We start from the raw sequence: 18618 nt of genomic DNA on the forward strand, positions 1-18618 counted from the left end.
TGTGATCAGTGTCGAACGGAGCAACCTCGTCCGCTCCGGCCGTTTTGCCTGCACCTGACGGGTGCGAGGGCGGTGCGGACGCGATTTCCGGAACCGGTTCGGGTTCGGGGGCCGCCGCGTTCCGCGGCGGCCCCCTCCCGCTCAAGCCAGGGGCGGGAGCTGCGGCGGGACGGCTGCGGGACGGGTGACCAGTGCCTCCAGCGCCAGTTCTACGGCCCGGTCGAGCTGCGGGTCGCGGCCCGCGACGCGGTCCTGCGGCGTGATCACCACCTCGACGTCCGGGTCGACGCCGTGGTTCTCCACGCCCCACCCGTGGCCCTCGAACCAGGACGCGTAGCGCGGCTGGGTGACCGGGGTGCCGTCGATCAGCGAGTACTGGCTGTCGATGCCGATGACACCGCCCCACGTGCGGGTGCCGACGATCGGGCCGATGCCCAGCTCCTTGATGGCGACGTTCACGATGTCGCCGTCGGAGCCCGCGAACTCGTCGGTCACCGCGACCACGGGCCCGCGCGGCGCCTCGGACGGGTAGCTGTCGGAGGTCGTGTAGCCGCGGGCGACGGACCAGCCGATGATCCGCCTGCCGAGCTTCTCCACGACCAGCTCGGACGTGTGGCCGCCGGAGTTCTCGCGCACGTCCAGCACCATCGCCTCGCGCTGGAGCTCGACCCGCAGGTCGCGGTGCAGCTGCGCCCAGCCGCCGCCCATCATGTCCGGCACGTGCAGGTAGCCGACGCGGCCCTGCGACAGCTCGTGCACGCGAGCCCGTCGACCGGCGACCCAGGCGTGGTAGCGCAGCGCGGAGTCGTCGTCGAGCGGCACCACGACCACCCGCCGCAGCTCGCCACCGCCGCCGGGGCGGACCGTCAGCTCCACGGGCTTGCCCGCGGTGCCGACGAGCAGCGGCGCGGGGCCCGTGAGCGGGTCCACCTGGCGGCCGTCCACGCCGACCAGCGCGTCACCGGGGCGGATCGCCACGCCGGGCGCGGCCAGCGGCGAGCGGGCCGCGGGGTCGGACGTCTCGCCGGGGATGATCCGGGTGATCCGCCACGCCCCGCCCTCGTCGCGGGCGACGTCGGCGCCGAGCAGGCCCTGCGAGCGGCCCCCGTACCCGCCGCCCCCGCCCACGTAGGCGTGCGACGTGCCGAGTTCGCCCTGCACCTCCCACAGCAGGTCGACCAGGTCGGAGTGGCTGCCCAGCCGGTCGACCAGCGGCCGGTAGCGGTCCAGCACGCCCTGCCAGTCGACGCCGCCCATGTCGGTGCGCCAGAAGTTGTCGCGCATCAGCCGCCCGGCCTCGGCGTAGGCCTGGTGCCACTCGGCGGCCCTGTCCACGACGACCCGCACGCGGGACAGGTCGATGTCGATCGAGTCGGACTCGTCGTCGGGCTCGACCTTGCGGTCGGTCGGCACGAGCCGCAGCGACGAGCCGTCGGTGACGACCATCCGCTGCCCGTCGCCGGTCACGGAGTAGCCGTCCAGGCCGTCGACGAGCACCTCGGCCTTGAGCTTGGCCAGGTCGAAGCGCTCCAGCACCGACCGCGGCGGTCGGGCGTCGGGGCTGGCCATGTTGTCGCCGAGCACGCCGACCAGCGGGCTGCGCCGCCACAGCAGGTTCCCCCTGGCCGCGGTGAGCTGCGCGTAGCGCGCGGCGGCCACCGGGATCGTCACCACGCGGTCCGCCAGGCCGTCCAGGTCCACGACGGTGATCGGGTTCTCGTCGTCGCCGTCCTTCGCCTTGTCCGACGGGTCGTCGTCGCCGATCGGCCTGCCGAGCCGGTACGGGTCGAACGGCGACGGCGTGGTCGCGGCGAGCGGCAGCAGGTACGGGCGGCAGCCGGTCGGGAACGACAGGTCGAACACGTAGGCGTCGTAGACGGGGTCGAAGCTGCGCACCGACAGGAACGCCAGGTACCGGCCGTCCTCGGTGAACGCGGGCGAGAAGTCGGTGAACCGCAGCGGCGTCACGTCCACGGTGGACAGGTCCGTCGTGTTCGCCATCCTGATGTTCTGCAACGGCCTCGGGCCGGGGTGCGACCAGGCGAGCCAGTTCGAGTCCGGCGAGAACGCCAGGTCGCTCACGAGCGGGTTCGCGCCGGACACGACCTCGCGCAGCTCGCCGGACTCCACGTCGACCAGCAGCAGCCTGCCGTCGTGGGTGGCGACCGCGATCCGGCGGCCGTCGGGCGACACCACCAGCTCCTCCACGTGCCCGAGCTGCCCGACCGCGACGCGGCGGGGCGTGTTGCCCGGTTCGACGCCGCCGACGGGCGCGAACTCCAGCCCGTCCTCCCCCTCGGCGTCGGTGACCCACACGACCTGGCCGGACTCGCCGATGACCCTCGGCAGCCTGGCGCGGACGCCGGGCTGCTCGGCCAGCGCGCGGGCGGGGCCGTCCCTGTGCGTCACCCAGTGCACGGTGCCGCGCACCTCGACCACGCTGGCGCGGCCCGTCCTGTCCGGCGACACGTCCTCGACGTTGTGGCTCGCGCTGACGTGCCGCGGCCTGCGGGAGTTGCGCGGCCCGCCGAGCCGGACGTCCAGCCGCCGCGGCTCGGCCTCCAGGCCGTCCAGCAGCCACACCTCGCCCGCGTGCTGGTAGACGACGCGGGTGCCGTCGGTGGTCGCGGCGCGGGCGTAGAACTCCTGCTCGGTGTGCCGCCGCAGGTCCGTGCCGTCCGGGAGGACGGAGTGGACACCGCCCACGCCGTCGTGGTCGGACAGGAACGCGAGCCTGCCGCCGACCCACATCGGCGAGGTGAGCGACGACGTCAGCTCGGGCAGGATCCGGTGGAACTCGTCGTCGCCGTCGAGGTCGAGCCACAGCTTGGCCGCCGACCCGCCGCGGTAGCGCTTCCACCAGGCCGGGTCGCGGCCGTAGGAGCTGGTGATCGCCCGCACCCCGTCGGGGCCGTGCGCGACGTCGCCGACCCAGCCGAACGGCAGCCGCCCGGCGGGTCCGCCGTCGAGCGGCACGGCGTGCGCCCACGACCGGTCCGACGTCGCCTCACGGGCGGCGGTCACGGCCACCACGGCGCCGTCCGGCGTCCAGTCGGCCACCCTGGTCGTGCGGTGCCCCCAGTGCGTCAGCCGCTGCGACTGCCCGCCCTCGACCGGCGCGACGTGCACCTCGGGAGCCCCGTCGCGGGTGCTGGCCCAGGCGAGGGTGGAGCCGTCCGGGGCGAACCTCGGGTTGCTGACCGGCACCTGGTCGGCGGTCACCCGCCACGCCCGACCGCCGTCGATCGGGGCCAGCCAGACGTCGTCCTCGGCCACGAACGTCACGAGGTCGTCGTGCAGGTGCGGGAAGCGGAGGTATGCGGGTTCGATCACACCTCGACGTTAGCGGGCCAGAACCGGCGCCAGTCCTCGGTGTCGAGAGTGGTGATTCCTTCGAGACGTGCCGCGGTCTCGGCCGCGCGGACGTTGCCCGCAAACGTGCGGGCCACCGCCCGGAGCTCGGTTTCGGGGTCCTCCCCCGCGAGCTTCGCCAGCGCCGCCACCACGAACAGGGTCGTGCCGGAGTCGTCGCCCTCGGGGAGGAGGTCGACCGGGAAACCCGCTCGCCCGGTGCGCTGCGCCAGCTTCGCGGCGAGCGCCACGGCGGGCTGGCCGAGCGCGACACCGTCCACACTGGACTCGCGCTGCTTCTCCTGCTGCTTCAGCTCCTCCCAGCGCACCTGCTGCGTCGAGGAGTCGCGCACGCCCGCCGAAGTACGCTGCTCGGCTGAGGCGGCATCCAATCCCGAGTCGCCGCCCGCGAACACGTGCGGGTGCCTGCCGACGAGCTTCGCCACCAGTTCGGCGGCCACGTCGTCCACGGTGAACGCGTCCGAGCCGTGCTCGGCGGCGACGCGGGCGTGGAACAGGACCTGGAGCAGCACGTCGCCCAGCTCCTCGCGCATGGCCGCGCGGTCACCGTCCTCGATGGCCTCCAGCAGTTCGAAGGTCTCCTCGACCAGGTACTGCCGGAGCGTGTCGTGGTCCTGCTCGGCGTCCCACGGGCACCCGCCGGGCGAGCGCAGCCGGTCCATCACGGCCACCGCGTCGAGCAGGCCCGCACCGACGGGCAGGCGGACCACGGGAGCGCCCTCGGCGGCCAGGGCCGCGGCGGCGGGGTCGGCGGCCGACACCGCGACGAGCACGACGGACTCGTCGCGGGCCAGCTTCACCAGCTGCTCGGGCGCGGGCGGCGGCTCGTCGACGCCGAACACGTGCACCGCGCCGCGCAGGTGCGGCAGCGCGGCGACCGGCAGCACGTCACCGGCGCCGCGCAGGACGACGGCGCACCCAGGGGCCAGCGTCACGGCTTGGGCTGCTGGACGGCGATCTGGAAGCCCGCCTTCTCGCCTTCGCTCGGCGCGAGACCCATCGTGGAGGTGTCCCACACGCCGTAGCGCGGGTTGACCCGGATGTTCAGCTCGTCGGACAGCGGCTGGAGCATCCGCAGGCCGATGCCCGCGAGCACGTCCGGCGTCAGCTCCTGCGACGAGCCCTCGGCCGACGGCCGCGCGTCCGTGGAGCGCTCCTTGACGTGCGCGACGATCCAGTTGCCCTGCTCGGGCGACGGCGGGAACGCGATCACCGTGTTCTCCGCCACGCCGAACAGCAGCGTGGTCGCGAGCTGCGGCGACTGCGCGGAGGACACCTGGGCGTTCTCCTCGCCCGCCTGCGAGTCCTTCTGCTTGGCGTCGCGGACGAACTGGGCCATCTTGCTCGGGTCGCGCGAGACCTGCTTGGCCTTGTCGATCGCCTCTTGCGTGTCGTTCGCGTAGAAGTAGTCGAACTTCACCGCGAGCTTGTCCGCGTACTTGCGGCCGATCTCGACCTGGAGGAGCTGGTCGCGGGCGCGCTCGTCGCGGAAGGTGTTCGCGTCGAAGAACGTGCCCTCGCTGAGCTGCTCGGCGCCGCCCGCCTGCTCCAGCAGGTCGCTCAGCATGTCCTCGGAGACGCTGACCTTCTCGCGGTCGGCGGCCCGCAGCGTCAGCTCGTGCTGGATCTTGAACGTGAGGATGTCGCGCGCGGTCTTGTCCAACTTCGCCTGCGGCGCGCCGCCCTCCTGCGTCCGCGCGTCCTCGGGCTGGCGGTCGAGGTAGCTCGACAGCCTCCCCTGGACGAGGTTGAGCGGGATCACGGTGTCGCCCACGATCGCGGCCGAACCAGCCTGCGCCGGACCTGAGCCGCAGCCCGCGAGGAGCAGCGCGGCAGCAGCGCCGAGCAGGGTGAATCGACGGTACCGGGACCTCAGCACAGTGCTCACGAAGCTACCTTCTCACGTCCCAGTGGTCACGCTCACAGCGCTACCCGCCAACGACTCCAGGAAGTGCCCGCACCAGTCGAGCAACTCCTGGTCGCGGAGCTGCGGTGCACCCATTCGGCCGCCCGCGGCGCCCTCCGTCGGCCGCGGCACGGACACCGTGGACACGGACTCCTTGTACACGGCCTTCGGGTGCAGCCTGCGCAGCCGGACGAGCTGCGAGTCCCTCAGCGGCAGCGGCGCGAACCGGATCGTGTTGCCCTGCGTCGCGACCTCGGTGACGCCGTGGCGGCGGCACGCCTGGCGCAGGGTGGCGACCGCGAGCAGCCGGTCGACCGGCAGCGGCGGCGTGCCGTAGCGGTCCTTCAGCTCGTCCAGCACGGCCTGGAGGGCGGCGGCGTCCCCGGCGGCGGCGATCTTGCGGTAGGCCTCCAGCCGCAGCCGCTCGCCCGGCACGTAGTCGTGCGGGATGTGCGCGTCGACCGGCAGGTCGATCCGGACGTCGGCCAGCTCCTCCTCGACCTCCGACTCGGCCCCGGCGTGCTTGCGGAACGCCTCCACGGCCTCGCCGACCAGCCGGATGTAGAGGTCGAAGCCGACGCCCGCGATGTGGCCCGACTGCTCCGCGCCGAGGATGTTGCCCGCGCCGCGGATCTCCAGGTCCTTCATCGCGACCGCCATGCCCGCGCCCAGCTCGGTGTTCTGCGCGATCGTGGCGAGCCGGTCGTGCGCGGTCTCGGTGAGCGGCGACTCCGGCGGGTACAGGAAGTAGGCGTACCCGCGGTCGCGGCCACGGCCCACGCGGCCCCGCAGCTGGTGCAGCTGCGAGAGGCCGAGCATGTCGCCGCGCTCGACGATCAGCGTGTTCGCGTTCGAGATGTCCAGGCCGGTCTCGACGATCGTCGTGCACACGAGCACGTCGTACTCGTTCTCCCAGAAGCCCTCGATGATCTTCTCGAGCTTGTCCTCGTTCATCTGGCCGTGCGCGGTCACGACCCGCGCCTCCGGCACCAGCTCGCGGATCTTGCGCGCGGCCTTCTCGATCGACGACACCCGGTTGTGCACGTAGAAGACCTGGCCGTCGCGCAGCAGCTCGCGCCGGATCGCCGCGCCGACCTGCTTGTCGTCGTAGCCGCCGACGTAGGTCAGGATCGGGTGGCGCTCCTCCGGCGGGGTCAGGATCGTCGACATCTCCCGGATGCCCGCGAGGCTCATCTCCAGGGTGCGCGGGATCGGCGTCGCGGACATGGTGAGCACGTCGACGTGCGTGCGGAGCGCCTTGATGTGCTCCTTGTGCTCCACGCCGAACCGCTGCTCCTCGTCCACGATCACCAGGCCGAGGTCCTTGTACCGCAAGCCCTTCTGCAACAGCCGGTGCGTGCCGATGACGACGTCGACCGAGCCGTCCTCCAGCCCCGCGACGGTCTGCTCGGCCTCCAGCGAGTCGGTGAAGCGCGACAGCCCCTTCACCGTCACGGGGAACGCGCGCATGCGTTCCGCGAACGTGTTCAGGTGCTGCTGCGCCAGCAGGGTCGTCGGCACGAGCACCACGACCTGCTTGCCGTCCTGCACCGCCTTGAACGCCGCCCGCACCGCGATCTCGGTCTTGCCGTAGCCGACGTCGCCGCAGATGACCCGGTCCATCGGGACCGACCGCTCCATGTCGGCCTTGACCTCGTCGATCGCCGCCATCTGGTCGATCGTCTCGGTGAACGGGAACGCGTCCTCCAGCTCCCGCTGCCACGGCGTGTCCGGCGCGAACGCGTGGCCCGGCGCGGACTGGCGGGCCGCGTAGAGCTGCACCAGCTCGGCGGCGATCTGCTTGACCGCCTTGCGAGCCTTGGTCTTCGTGTTCTTCCAGTCCGACCCGCCGAGCTTGTTCAACGTAGGCAGCTCGCCGCCGACGTACCGCGAGATGTCGTCGAGCTGGTCGGTCGGCACGAACAGGCGGTCGCCCGGCTGGCCGCGCTTGCTGGAGCCGTACTCCAGCACCAGGTACTCGCGGGTCGCGCCCGCGACCGTGCGCTGCACCATCTCCACGTACTTGCCGATGCCGTGCTGCTCGTGCACGACGTAGTCGCCGGGGCGCAGGGCCAGCGGGTCGACGCTGTTGCGCCGCCGCGACGGCATCTTGCGCATGTCCTTCGTGGACGTCCCGCCGCGACCGCCGGTCAGGTCCGTCTCGGTGAGCACCACCAGCGCCAGCTCGGGGATGGAGAAGCCCTCTTCGAGCGTGCCCCGCACCACCGTGACCAGTCCGGCCTTCGGCGGCTCGACCAGGCCGTCCTCCGCCAGCGTCGACGCCACGTCGGCGTCGCGGAGCTGCTGGGCCGCGCGCTGCGCCGTCCCCGTTCCGGGCACGACGAGCACCGCCGTGCCGCCGGTCGCGACGTGCGCGCGCAGGTCGGCGAACGCCCGCTCGATGTCGCCCTGGTAGGCCTCGACGTGCTTGAGGTCGAGGCGCAGCACGTCCTCGCCCTCGCTGGTGAGCTGGCTCAGCGTCCACCACGCCCGCCCCCTGGCGCGGGCCGCGTCCGCCGCCTCGGCCAGGCTCCGGTACGCCGACGCGCCGAGGTCGATCGGCGCCTTGCCGCCGCCCGCCGCAGCCATCCACGACGCTTCGAGGAACTCCTGGCCGGTCCGCACCAGGTCCTGCGCGCGGGCCCGGATCTTCTCCGGGTCGGCCAGCAGCACCCGCGTGCCGTCCGGGACGATGTCGGTGAGCATCTGGAGCTCGCCCTCGCAGAGCGCCGGGATCAGCGCCTCCATGCCCTCGGACGGGATGCCGTTCACGATCTTGTCGAGCATCTCCACCAGGTGCGCGTCCCCCTGGTGCTCGGCCGACAGCGCCGCCGCGCGCGCCTTCACGTCGTCGGTCAGCAGCATCTCGCGGCACGGCGGCGCGGTGAACCCGCGCACCTCCGTCGGCAGCGAGCGCTGGTCGGCCACCGAGAACGGCCGGATCTCGCTGACCTCGTCGCCCCAGAACTCGACCCGCAGCGGGTGCTCGGCGGTCGGCGGGAACACGTCCAGGATCCCGCCGCGCACCGCGAACTCACCGCGCTTCTCGACCATGTCGACCCGCGCGTAGGCCACGTCCACCAGCCGCTGCACCAGCTCGGCGAAGTCGAACTCCACCCCCACCTCCAGGTGGACCGGCGTGAGTTCACCCAGTCCGGGCGCCATCGGCTGGATCAGGCTGCGGACGGTCGTCACCACGACCCTCAGCGCCCCCGCCGGGTGCTCCTCCGGGTGCGCCAGCCGCCGCAGGACCTGCAACCGGGCACCGACCGTGTCCGCCCTCGGCGACAGCCGCTCGTGCGGCAGCGTCTCCCACGACGGGAAGTGCACGACCGAGTCCGGGCCGATCAGGTCGCACAGCTCGGAGGTCAGCTCATCGGCCTCGCGCCCGGTCGCCGTCACCACCAGCACCGGCCGGTCGGCACCCCGCGCCGACGCCAGCGCCGCGGTGACCAGCGGGCGCGCGGCGGGTGGGCCCTCCAGTTCCAGCGACGGCTCGTCCGCGGCGTCGACCAGCGCGCGCAGCGCCTTGTCGGACAGCACGGTGGTCAGCAGGCCGGACAGCGGGCCGGGCTGGGGCATTTCGGGGCTCCTGTGCGTGAAACGCGGACAGACCCCTGCCTGGGACTGATTGCTCCCAGGGAGGGGTTCTCGGCCTCCAGCGTAACTCGGTTGCGGCGCCCGGCACGCTGGAGTGGTGAAGCACAAAGAGGTCAGGGCCGACTACGACGATCGGCACATCACCGTCTACCAGGCGTATTCGCCCGCCATCGCGTTGCAGGCGCTGGAGGCGGGCACGTTCGTGCCCCCTTTCAAACCCGATCGGATGACATGGGTGAAGCCGTCGTTCCTGTGGATGATGTACCGCTGCGGCTGGGGCCTGAAGGAGGGCCAGGAGCACGTGCTGGCCGTGCGCGTGACCCGTTCGGGTTTCGAGTCGGCGCTGCGGGACGCCGTCCTCAGCCACGACCGCTCGGTCCGCAAGCCGGAGGTCCGCGTCCAGTGGGACCCCGAACGCGACCTGCACCACAACGCCCTCGACCACCGTTCCCTGCAACTCGGCCTGGCGGGCGCGACCAGCACCCGCTACGTCGCCGAGTGGATCACCGGGCTGACCGACGTGACACCGCTGGCGCGGGAGGTCCACGCACTGGTCCGCGCGGGCTCGCTCGACGAGGCCACCGCCCTGCTCCCGGTCGAGCGCCCGTACCCGCTGCCGGAGGACGTCCGCGAGCACCTCGGCGCCTCGGCCTGAACACCGACCACACCTCGAACCAGTCATTGTGGACACATGAGCAGACTCGTCGGGGTTCTGGTCTTGGCTCTCGCAGCCGGGTGCACGACAACGGCCTCCGGTGGTGGCGCGCCGCCCGCTGAAGCCCCGTCCGGTCTCAAGGTGGAGCAGGTCGTCGGCGGCCTGAGCCACGCCTGGGACGTGGGGTTCCTGCCCGACGGGCAAGTCCTGGTGACGCAGCGCCCCGGCAAGCTGACCCTCGTCGAGGACGGCAGGGCGACCGACCTCGTCGCCGACCTGGACGACGTGCAGCCGCGCGGCGAGGGTGGACTGATGGGTCTGGTGGTGCACCCGGACTTCGCCACCTCCCGGCTGTTCACCACCTGCCAGACCTCGCGCGAGGACGTCCGGCTCGTCACGTGGCAGCTGTCCCCCGACAACGCCAGCGCCGTGCGGGTCAAGAACCCGCTGCTGGGCGGGCTGCCGGTGGCCGCGAGCGGCAGGCACTCGGGATGCAGGCCGACGCTCGCCCAGGACGGGGCGCTGCTCGTCGGCACGGGTGACACGGCGCAGGGCTCGTTCTCGCAGGACCTGGCGAACCTGGGCGGCAAGGTGCTGCGGATCGACCTGGCGACGGGCGCGCCGCTGCCGGACAACCCCACGCCCGGCAGCCGGGTCCTCACCTACGGCCACCGCAACGTGCAGGGCGTGGCCGTGCACCCGAGGACGGGCCGGGTGTTCACCGCCGAGCACGGGCCGGACGTCGACGACGAGCTGAACCTGGTCGAGCCCGGTGCGAACTACGGCTGGGACCCGAGCCGGGGCGGCACCGAGCCCGGTTACGACGAGAGCGTGCCGATGACCGACCTCACCCGGTTCCCGGACGCCGTGGAGGCGGTCTGGAAGTCCGGTGACCCGACCGAGGCGATCTGCGGCGCGGCGTTCCTGTCCGGCGCGCAGTGGGGCGACCTGGACGGCGTGCTGGCGGTGAGCGCGCTCAAGGGCTCGAAGCTGATGCTGTTCACGCTGACGCCGGAGGGCGGCGTCCACTCGGTGGCGGTCCCGCCGGAGCTGGACGACACCAGGGGCCGTCTGCGCGGCGCCCGGCTGGGCCCGGACGGCGCGCTCTACGTCACGACGTCCAACGGCACCGACGACGAGCTGCTGAAGGTCACCCGCGGCTAGCGGATCGTGAGCCTCGGCTTGTGGTCCATGTGGGACAGGCCCCGCCACGCGAGGTTGACCAGGTGCGCGGCGACCTCGTCCTTCTTCGGCTTGCGCACCTCCAGCCACCACTGGCCGGTGAGCGCGACCATGCCGACGAGCGCCTGGCTGTAGAGCGCGGCGAGCTTGCGGTCGTAGCCGCCCTGGGAGAAGTGGGTGCCGAGGATGCTCTCGACCTGGGAGGCGATGTCGTTGAGCAGCGAGGAGAACGTGCCCGTCGCCGACGCGACCGGTGAGTCGCGCACCAGGATGCGGAACCCGTCCGACGAGCCCTCGATGTAGTCGAGCAGCGCGCACGCGGCCTGCTCCAGGAGTTCGCGCGGGTGCCCGCCGGACAGGGCGTTGACGATCTGGTCCATCAGGGCTTCCATCTCGCGGTCGACGACGACCGCGTAGATGCCCTCCTTGCCGCCGAAGTGCTCGTACACGACGGGCTTGCTCACGCCCGCGCGGTGCGCGATCTCCTCGACCGAGGTGACCTCGTAGCCCTTCTCGGCGAACAGGGCGCGCGCGACGTCGAGGAGCTGCTCGCGCCGCTCCTTGCCCGTCATCCGGACCCTGGCGACCGGAGCCGCGTCGGGGTCGCCCTTGCGCCGTCTCGCCGTCATCCCGGTCACCCTAGGCGCACGGCGACCTGGCAAAACGCGCGCCCCTCGCCACGCGACCCGTGGCGAGGGGCGCGCGGGGATCACGTCCGGCTGATGCGCCGGAGGCGCTGCTCGTCGGGCCAGCGGACGTTCGTCGCCCAGCCGAGCCGCTCGAACACGCGGATGAGCCGCGCGGAGATGTCGACCTGGCCGCGCCGCACGCCGTGGCGGGCGCACGTCGGGTCGGCGTGGTGCAGGTTGTGCCACGACTCGCCGAACGACAGGACCGCGAGCGGCCAGAAGTTGGCGGACTTGTCGCGGGCGGCGAAGGGTCGGTCGCCGATCATGTGGCAGATCGAGTTCACCGACCACGTGACGTGGTGCAGGAACGCGACCCGGACCAGCCCGGCCCAGAAGAACGCGCTCAGCGCGCCCTGCCAGGACAGCGTGACGAGGCCGCCGAGCACCGCCGGGGCCAGCAGGCTCACGACGGTCCACAGCACGAACCGCCGGTTGACCCCGACCAGGTCGTCGTCGGCGAGCAGGTCGGGGGCGAAGCGCCGCGCGTTGGTGTTGTCGCGGTCGAACAGCCAGCCCGTGTGGGCGTGCCAGAAGCCCTTGGCCAGTGCGGCGGGGCCGGTGCCGAACAGCCACGGCGAGTGCGGGTCGCCCTCGCGGTCGGAGAAGGCGTGGTGGCGGCGGTGGTCGGCGACCCAGTCGATGACCGGGCCCTGGAGGGCGGTGCTGCCCATGACCGCGAGCGCGATCTTCAGCGCCCGGTTGGCCTTGAAGGAGCCGTGGGTGAAGTAGCGGTGGTAGCCGACGGTGATGCCGAGGCCCGCCAGGCAGTAGAAGACGGCGAACAGGACCACGTCGACCCAGCCGAGGCCCCAGCCCCACGCGAACGGGACGGCGGCCAGCAGTGCCAGGAACGGCACGACGACGAACACGTGGACGGAGATCTGCTCGGCGGTGCCGCGCCGTCCGTCGATGATCGGTTTCGGACCGTTGCCGGTGGACCGGCCGATGGTGCTGGTCATGCGTCGTACCTCGGGGTGTGTGGGGTCGGGACTCAACCTACGCATCCGTAACTTACGGAAGCGTAGGTTAGGGCATCCTTGTTTGGCCAGTGGTCCCACCCCACCCGTCGCGGCCGGGACGTTCCGCCCGGACACCACGCGACCTGCGCGGTCATCATGTGCGGGTGGAGCAACCCAACGTCCGGCCGCGCCGCCGCCGGATCGCAATCCTCACCGCGCTCGGCGTGGTCGTCGTCCTGCTGCTGCTCACCGGCGCCGTGCTCGGCGGCGGCTGGTACTACAGCGGGCAGCTGCTCGAACCCGCGAACTCCCGCCCCGGCTACCCGGACACGTCCGCGGGACCCGTCGGGGACGCCGAGGAGCCCGCCGTGCTGCTGGAGCAGTCCGAGGACACCGTCCTGCCCGGCACGTGGGGACTGCTGTGGGACGGCGGGGCCGCCCGCGTCGGCCCGGTCGAGGGCCGTCCGGACGGCAAGGTGCGCCGCCCGCTGGTGGCGGGCACGGCCCCGCCCGCCGGTACGAAGGTGCGGATGGCCACCACCGTCTGGGCCACCGACCCGAAGGCCGCGCTCGGGCTCGACTTCACCGACGTGGAGGTCGAGACCGAGCTGGGCGCCGCGCCCGCGTGGTTCGTCCCCGGCACCTCGTCCACGTGGGTGGTCGCCGTGCACGGCCGCGCCGGGTCGCGCTCCGAGGCGCTGCGGGTGCTGCCGCGGCTGCACGAACGGGGCCTGCCGACGCTGGTCGTGACCTACCGCAACGACACCGACGAGGGCGCCCCCGCGTCCCCGGACGGCCTCTACCACCTCGGCGGCACGGAGTGGCGCGACGTCGAGGACGCCGTGGAGTACGCCAAGGCCAACGGCGCGGCGAACGTGCTGCTCTACGGCTGGTCGATGGGCGGCGCGATCATCGGCCAGCTGCTCGCGCGGTCGCCGGTGGCCCCCTCGGTCACGGGGGTCGTCCTGGACGCGCCGGTCACGAGCTGGACGAAGACCCTGGAGCTCCAGGCCGCCAACCGGGGCGTGCCGACGGCGATCGTGCCGGTCGCCGAACTCGTCTCCGACTGGCGGGCGGACATCGGCTTCGACCGGTTCGACCTGGTCGAGAACCCGCCCGCGGTGAAGCCGAGGACGCTGGTCTTCCACGGCGACGCGGACGGGACCGTGCCCGTGCGGGGTTCGCGGGACCTGGCCGCGGCGGCCGAGCGCCTCCGGTGGCCGCTCCGGTACGTCGAGGTGCCGGGCGCGGACCACACGGCGGCGTGGAACACCGACCAGGCGGCCTACGAGAGGAATCTGGGCGACTTCCTGACCAGCGTGATCAGCACCTCTTGACCTGGCACAACACGGTACGTCATGATCGAATTACACAATGGTGGCGGCCAGTTGAGTGGTCGTGCGACCAAGTGCGGCGCAGGCATGACAACATGTGTTCGCGCGGGCGGGGCTTGCCCCGCCCGATCCGCCATGGTGTAAAGGCAGCACCTCTGATTTTGGTTCAGATGGTCCAGGTTCGAATCCTGGTGGCGGAGCGGAACAGCCGGACCGGGGCCTCCGGTCCGGAGCCCTGCGGTTGTTGCATGGGGGTGTGGGTCGCTGCACGACGAAGCGGTCGATGAGCAGGACAACGTGTCGCCAGCGCTGCACGAGATGTCCGACGCCTGGCTGGTCGGCCGCGCGCAAGAACTCATGGCGATCGCCCAGAGCAGCCACCTCGCGGACCAGCTCGACGCCGCGAGCGAGGTCGACGAGATCCTCGAAGAGGCCCAGGGTCGCGGTGAGCCGCGGATCGTCGCACAGCTGCTCAGGGCCGCCGCCGTCGTCCGGCTCGTGACCCCCGGCCTGGTCGACCTGTCCGACCCCCTGCTCGACGAGATGCTCGCGCACACGCAGCGGCACGGCCTGGTCGTGCTGGAGGCCGAGGCGCACGCCCTGCGCGGTCGCCGGTTCCTGCTGGGCAACGTCGAGGACAAGGCGCTCACCGAGGTCGCCCGCGGGCTCGCGATGCTCGAGGAAGGCCTCACGCCGGACCCGGTGCTGGACAAGCGCACCTGGAACCGGCTGCTCGCCTCCGCGTTGCAGAGCACGGGCCTCGTGCTCACCCAGCTCGGCGTGTTCGCGCTCGCCGACGAGGTCCTGGCCAGGGCGAACGAGGCCATCAGGGAGAGCGCGGGCCCGCACCAGATCTACGTGCACCTGCTCAACCGCACCCGGCTCAAGATCGGCTGGGGGCTGCGGATCGAGCGGGTCGACAACTTCGACGAGGCCATGGCGCACTTCGCGATGGCCTCGGCCATCGCGAAGGCCGTGGAGGGCCCGTTCCGCGAGTCGCTGCACCCCGGCCGCCGCGACCGCTCGGCCGCCGACCAGGTGCCGGTGATCGGGGCCGCGCACGCGCTGGCCGAACCGTCCTCCGGTCACCTCGACCGGCTGTGGACGCTCCTGGAGCTGTCCATGTACGCCCGCGAGCTGATCATCGTGGCCATCGCGCTCGCCCGCTGCCTGGAGACCGAGCAGCGGGTCGACGAGGGCCTCAAGGTGCTCAGCGACGCGCGCAAGCGGCTGGAGCACGACACGTCCGAGCCGACGCTGATGCTGTGCCTGGTCCGCGAGTTCGCCCGCCTGTCGGACACCGCGGGCGAGGAGACCGTGTCCGCGCTCCAGAGCTACGCGACGGCGCTGGAGGTCGAGCTGTGGCAGATGCAGGAGGCGCGCACGTCGACCCTCATCACCCGCCGCGACCACGAACGGCTGACGCGGGCGCACGGCGCCATCGCGCAGCAGGCCTTGCAGGACCCGCTGACCGGCCTGCCGAACCGCCGGGCGCTCGACGAGAAGATGGCGACCCTCATCACCGGCCAGATCTACCCGCTGTCGATCGCGCTGGTCGACCTGGACGGGTTCAAGGTCGTCAACGACCGGTATTCGCACGCCGAGGGCGATGACGTCCTTCGGGTGATTGCGAGCACACTGCGCCAAGCCCTCCGGGGTGACGACATGGTGGCCCGCTACGGCGGCGACGAGTTCGTCGTCCTGCTGCCCGGCGCACCCCTCAGCGCCGCCCAGGCCGCACTGGGTCGAGCCGTGGATGCTGTGGCGGGCTTGCCTTTGGACCTCTCGCGCGGGGTCACCCTGTCCGTCGGCGTGATCTCCCTGAGGCCCCGCGAGACCGCGAACCAGGCCCTCTCCCGAGCCGACTCCGCGATGTACGTGGCGAAGCGCCAAGGTGGATCCCAGGTGGCCGCCGTAGCTGGAGAAGCCGACCCGGAGGCCTAGTATCGGCTCCTGGCGGGAGCCAGGTCCCTCCCGTCGCAGGCAAGTCTGAGAAGAACTGCTTCTAAGGGAGAGCGCTGATGCTCCAGGGTGGTAGCACCCCAGGCTCCGCAGGCCCCGTCAGCACCATCGTCCTCGCCGCGGGTGAAGGCACCCGCATGCGTTCGGGGACCCCCAAGGTGCTGCACCGGATCGCGGGTCGTTCATTGGTGGAGCACGCGGTGCGCGCGGCGGCCGGAACCGATCCTGACCACTTGGCCGTCGTGGTGGGCCACGGCCGCGCGGCCGTCACCGACCACCTGGACGCCCTCGGCGCGGCGCTCGACCGCAAGGTCACCGTCGCCGTGCAGGAGGAGCAGAACGGCACCGGGCACGCCGTCGGCTGCGGCCTGGCGGAACTGCCCGCCGACCTCACCGGCACCGTGCTCGTCAGCTACGGCGACGTGCCGCTGCTGGACACCGACACCCTGCGCGGCCTGCTGGCCGAGCACGTCGGGTCCGGCAACGCGGTCACCGTGCTGACGTCGGTGCTGCCCGACCCGACCGGCTACGGCCGGATCGTGCGCGACGCGGACGGCACCGTCCGGGCGATCGTCGAGCAGAAGGACGCCACCGAGGACCAGCTCGCGATCAGCGAGATCAACTCGGGGGTCTACGCGTTCGACGCCGAGGTGCTGCGCGACGGGCTCTCGCGGCTGTCCACGGACAACGCGCAGGGCGAGCTGTACCTGACCGACGTGCTGGGCATCGCGCGCGGCGACGGCAAGCGGGTCGGCGCGCTGATCGCGGCGGACCCGTGGCTGGTCGAGGGCGTGAACGACCGCGTGCAGCTCGCGAAGCTCGGCGCCGAGCTGAACCGCCGCCTGGTCGAGCACTGGATGCGCCAGGGCGTCACGATCGTCGACCCGGCCACCACGTGGCTGGACGCGGACGTGTCGCTCGGCCGCGACGTGCTCGTCGAGCCCGGCGTGCAGCTGCGCGCGGGCACCACCGTCGGCGAGGGCGCGACCATCGGCCCGGACACCACGCTCTCGGCGTGCGTGATCGGCGCGGGCGCGACCGTCGTCCGCACCCACGGCAGCCAGGCCGAGATCGGCGACCACGCGGGCGTCGGCCCGTTCGCCTACCTCCGGCCGGGCACGAAGCTCGGCGCGACCGGCAAGATCGGCACGTTCGTCGAGGTGAAGAACTCGGACATCGGCGTCGGCAGCAAGGTCCCGCACCTGAGCTACATCGGCGACACCACCGTCGGCGAGCACAGCAACGTCGGCGCGGCCAGCGTCACCGTCAACTACGACGGCGTGAAGAAGCACCGGACCGTCATCGGCAGCCACTGCCGCACCGGCTCGGACAACATGTTCGTCGCCCCCGTCACGGTCGGCGACGGCGCCTACACCGGCGCGGGCAGCGTCATCCGGCGCAACGTCCCGCCGGGCGCGCTGGCCGTCTCCGGAGGCCCCCAGCGCAACCTGGAGGGCTGGGTGACCAGCCGCAGGCCGGGCACCGCCGCCGCCGAGGCTGCGGAACGCGCCCAGGCGGCTCAGACTGTGGATCCCACCGATGAAGGGCCTCGACCGTGAGCTTCTCGATGTCCGTGTCCGGCACACCGAAGAAGAACCTGATGCTCTTCGGGGGCCGCGCGTACCCCGAGCTGACGGAGGAGGTGGCCAAGCACCTCAACGTGTCGGTCACCCCTCAGTCCGCCTACGACTTCGCGAACGGCGAGATCTTCGTCCGCTTCGAGGAGAGCGTGCGCGGCTGCGACGCCTTCGTCATCCAGAGCCACTGCGCACCCATCAACCAGTGGCTGATGGAACAGCTGATCATGGTCGACGCGCTGAAGCGCGCGAGCGCGAAGCGCATCACCGTGATCATGCCGTTCTACCCCTACGCCAGGCAGGACAAGAAGCACCGGGGCCGCGAACCCATCTCCGCCAGGCTGGTGGCGGACATGTTCAAGACGGCGGGCGCCGACCGCCTGGTCTCGGTCGACCTGCACACCTCGCAGATCCAGGGCTTCTTCGACGGCCCGGTGGACCACCTCTGGGCCATGCCGCTGCTGGCCGACCACGTCCGCGAGAAGTACGCGGGCAACGACCTCACCGTCGTGTCCCCGGACGCGGGCCGCACCAAGCTCGCGGAGAAGTGGGCCGACACCCTGGGCGGCAGCCCGATCGCCTTCATCCACAAGACCCGCGACCCGCTGCGCCCGAACGAGGTCGTGGCGAACCGGGTGGTCGGCCAGGTCAAGGACCGCACCTGCGTGGTCATCGACGACATGATCGACACCGGCGGCACCATCGTGAAGGCGGTGGAGCAGCTGCTCAAGGAGGGCGCGGCGGACGTCGTCATCGCCGCGACCCACGGCGTCCTCTCCGGCCCCGCCTACGAACGCCTGAAGAACTGCGGCGCCAGGGAGGTCATCTTCACCGACACCCTCCCGATCCCCGTGGAGAAGCGCTTCCCGACCATGACGGTCCTCTCCATCGCCCCCCTGCTGGCAAGGGTCATCCAGGAGGTCTTCGAAGACGGCTCGGTGACCAGCCTCTTCGACGGCAACGCCTGACCCGGCCACCACGCACACACAAGAGCGGCGCCCCAGGGCGCCGCTCTTGCTGCTTTCACCGAAGTGGCTCCTGAACCGGACCGGCGCACTGAACCGACTGGACGGAACCCGGCGGGACCCGGCGGGACTCGGCCGAACGAGAGCCGACCGGTCCACATCCACCACCACGTCCTCGAACTGGACCCACAACCCATCCGGCCCACCCCCGGTCCACCCCCGGCCCACATCCGCCACCACGTCTTCGGGCTGATCCCACAGCCCACCCGGCCTCCCCGGCCCCCGGCCCCCGGCCCAACCCCGTCCCCACCCGGACCCACTGCCCTTCCACCCCTTCCCCCCGGCCACCCCGATTGCTCTACCAACGTCGTGGCCGCGCACGCTTGTCAAGGCATCTTTCCCGCCTTGACAAGCGTG

The 18618-nt window shown here is 72.1% G+C and carries 12 protein-coding genes and 1 tRNA gene; 7 read left to right on the forward strand and 6 right to left on the reverse strand.

All coding sequences use genetic code 11. The features are described 5' to 3' along the window. Nucleotides 1-141: 141 nt before the first annotated feature. The 4 genes from AC156L_RS04420 to mfd are packed head-to-tail and all read right to left on the reverse strand — an operon-like array spanning nt 142 to nt 8860. Nucleotides 142-3333 carry a S41 family peptidase gene (locus AC156L_RS04420; protein ID WP_330883749.1) on the reverse strand — a complete coding sequence of 1064 codons (3192 nt, stop codon included), beginning with the start codon at nt 3331-3333 and terminating at the stop codon, nt 142-144. Then, nucleotides 3330-4301: a nucleoside triphosphate pyrophosphohydrolase gene (locus AC156L_RS04425; RefSeq protein WP_414720126.1), complete on the reverse strand. Its 972-nt coding sequence runs from the start codon at nt 4299-4301 to the stop codon at nt 3330-3332. The genes AC156L_RS04420 and AC156L_RS04425 overlap by 4 nt, the downstream gene beginning before the upstream one ends. A 2-nt stretch (nt 4302-4303) precedes the next feature. Then, nucleotides 4304-5260, reverse strand: a complete 957-nt coding sequence (locus AC156L_RS04430; protein WP_330883753.1) for a SurA N-terminal domain-containing protein — start codon at nt 5258-5260, stop codon at nt 4304-4306. 12 nt (nt 5261-5272) lie between these two features. Next, a complete protein-coding gene (mfd, locus tag AC156L_RS04435) occupies nt 5273-8860 on the reverse strand; it encodes a transcription-repair coupling factor (RefSeq protein WP_330883755.1) in 3588 nt (1195 codons plus the stop codon). 115 nt (nt 8861-8975) lie between these two features. Here mfd and AC156L_RS04440 point away from each other — a divergent pair, with 115 nt between their 5' ends. Together AC156L_RS04440 and AC156L_RS04445 are read left to right on the forward strand one after the other, a co-directional pair. Then, nucleotides 8976-9533 carry a DUF4291 domain-containing protein gene (locus AC156L_RS04440; protein ID WP_330883757.1) on the forward strand — a complete coding sequence of 186 codons (558 nt, stop codon included), beginning with the start codon at nt 8976-8978 and terminating at the stop codon, nt 9531-9533. A 36-nt stretch (nt 9534-9569) separates the two neighbouring features. Beyond that, nucleotides 9570-10697, forward strand: a complete 1128-nt coding sequence (locus AC156L_RS04445) for a PQQ-dependent sugar dehydrogenase (RefSeq protein ID WP_330883759.1) — start codon at nt 9570-9572, stop codon at nt 10695-10697. On the opposite strand, the gene AC156L_RS04450 is transcribed toward AC156L_RS04445, so the two are convergent. Together AC156L_RS04450 and AC156L_RS04455 are read right to left on the reverse strand one after the other, a co-directional pair. Beyond that, complete coding sequence (locus AC156L_RS04450) at nt 10694-11287, reverse strand: TetR/AcrR family transcriptional regulator (RefSeq protein WP_330883778.1); 594 nt, start codon at nt 11285-11287, stop codon at nt 10694-10696. The genes AC156L_RS04445 and AC156L_RS04450 overlap by 4 nt on opposite strands. Before the next feature lie 137 nt (nt 11288-11424). Continuing rightward, nucleotides 11425-12363 (reverse strand): acyl-CoA desaturase, encoded by a 939-nt coding sequence (locus tag AC156L_RS04455; protein WP_330883761.1) that lies wholly within the window; start codon nt 12361-12363, stop codon nt 11425-11427. Nucleotides 12364-12527: 164 nt separating this feature from the next. Between AC156L_RS04455 and AC156L_RS04460 the strand changes: the two genes are divergently transcribed. The 5 genes from AC156L_RS04460 (at nt 12528) to AC156L_RS04480 (ending at nt 18204) form a co-directional block, all read left to right on the forward strand. Continuing rightward, a complete protein-coding gene (locus AC156L_RS04460; RefSeq protein ID WP_330883763.1) occupies nt 12528-13700 on the forward strand; it encodes an alpha/beta hydrolase family protein in 1173 nt (390 codons plus the stop codon). Between the two features lie 126 nt (nt 13701-13826). Beyond that, a tRNA-Gln gene (locus AC156L_RS04465) sits at nt 13827-13897 on the forward strand. A 97-nt stretch (nt 13898-13994) separates the two neighbouring features. Next, nucleotides 13995-15641 (forward strand): GGDEF domain-containing protein, encoded by a 1647-nt coding sequence (locus tag AC156L_RS04470; RefSeq protein ID WP_330883765.1) that lies wholly within the window; start codon nt 13995-13997, stop codon nt 15639-15641. A 77-nt stretch (nt 15642-15718) separates the two neighbouring features. Then, nucleotides 15719-17218 carry a bifunctional UDP-N-acetylglucosamine diphosphorylase/glucosamine-1-phosphate N-acetyltransferase GlmU gene (gene glmU, locus AC156L_RS04475; protein WP_330883768.1) on the forward strand — a complete coding sequence of 500 codons (1500 nt, stop codon included), beginning with the start codon at nt 15719-15721 and terminating at the stop codon, nt 17216-17218. Between the two features lie 8 nt (nt 17219-17226). Continuing rightward, nucleotides 17227-18204 carry a ribose-phosphate diphosphokinase gene (locus AC156L_RS04480; RefSeq protein WP_330883780.1) on the forward strand — a complete coding sequence of 326 codons (978 nt, stop codon included), beginning with the start codon at nt 17227-17229 and terminating at the stop codon, nt 18202-18204. The last annotated feature ends 414 nt before the right edge of the window (nt 18205-18618 follow it).

The organism is Umezawaea sp. (genome assembly GCF_057122925.1).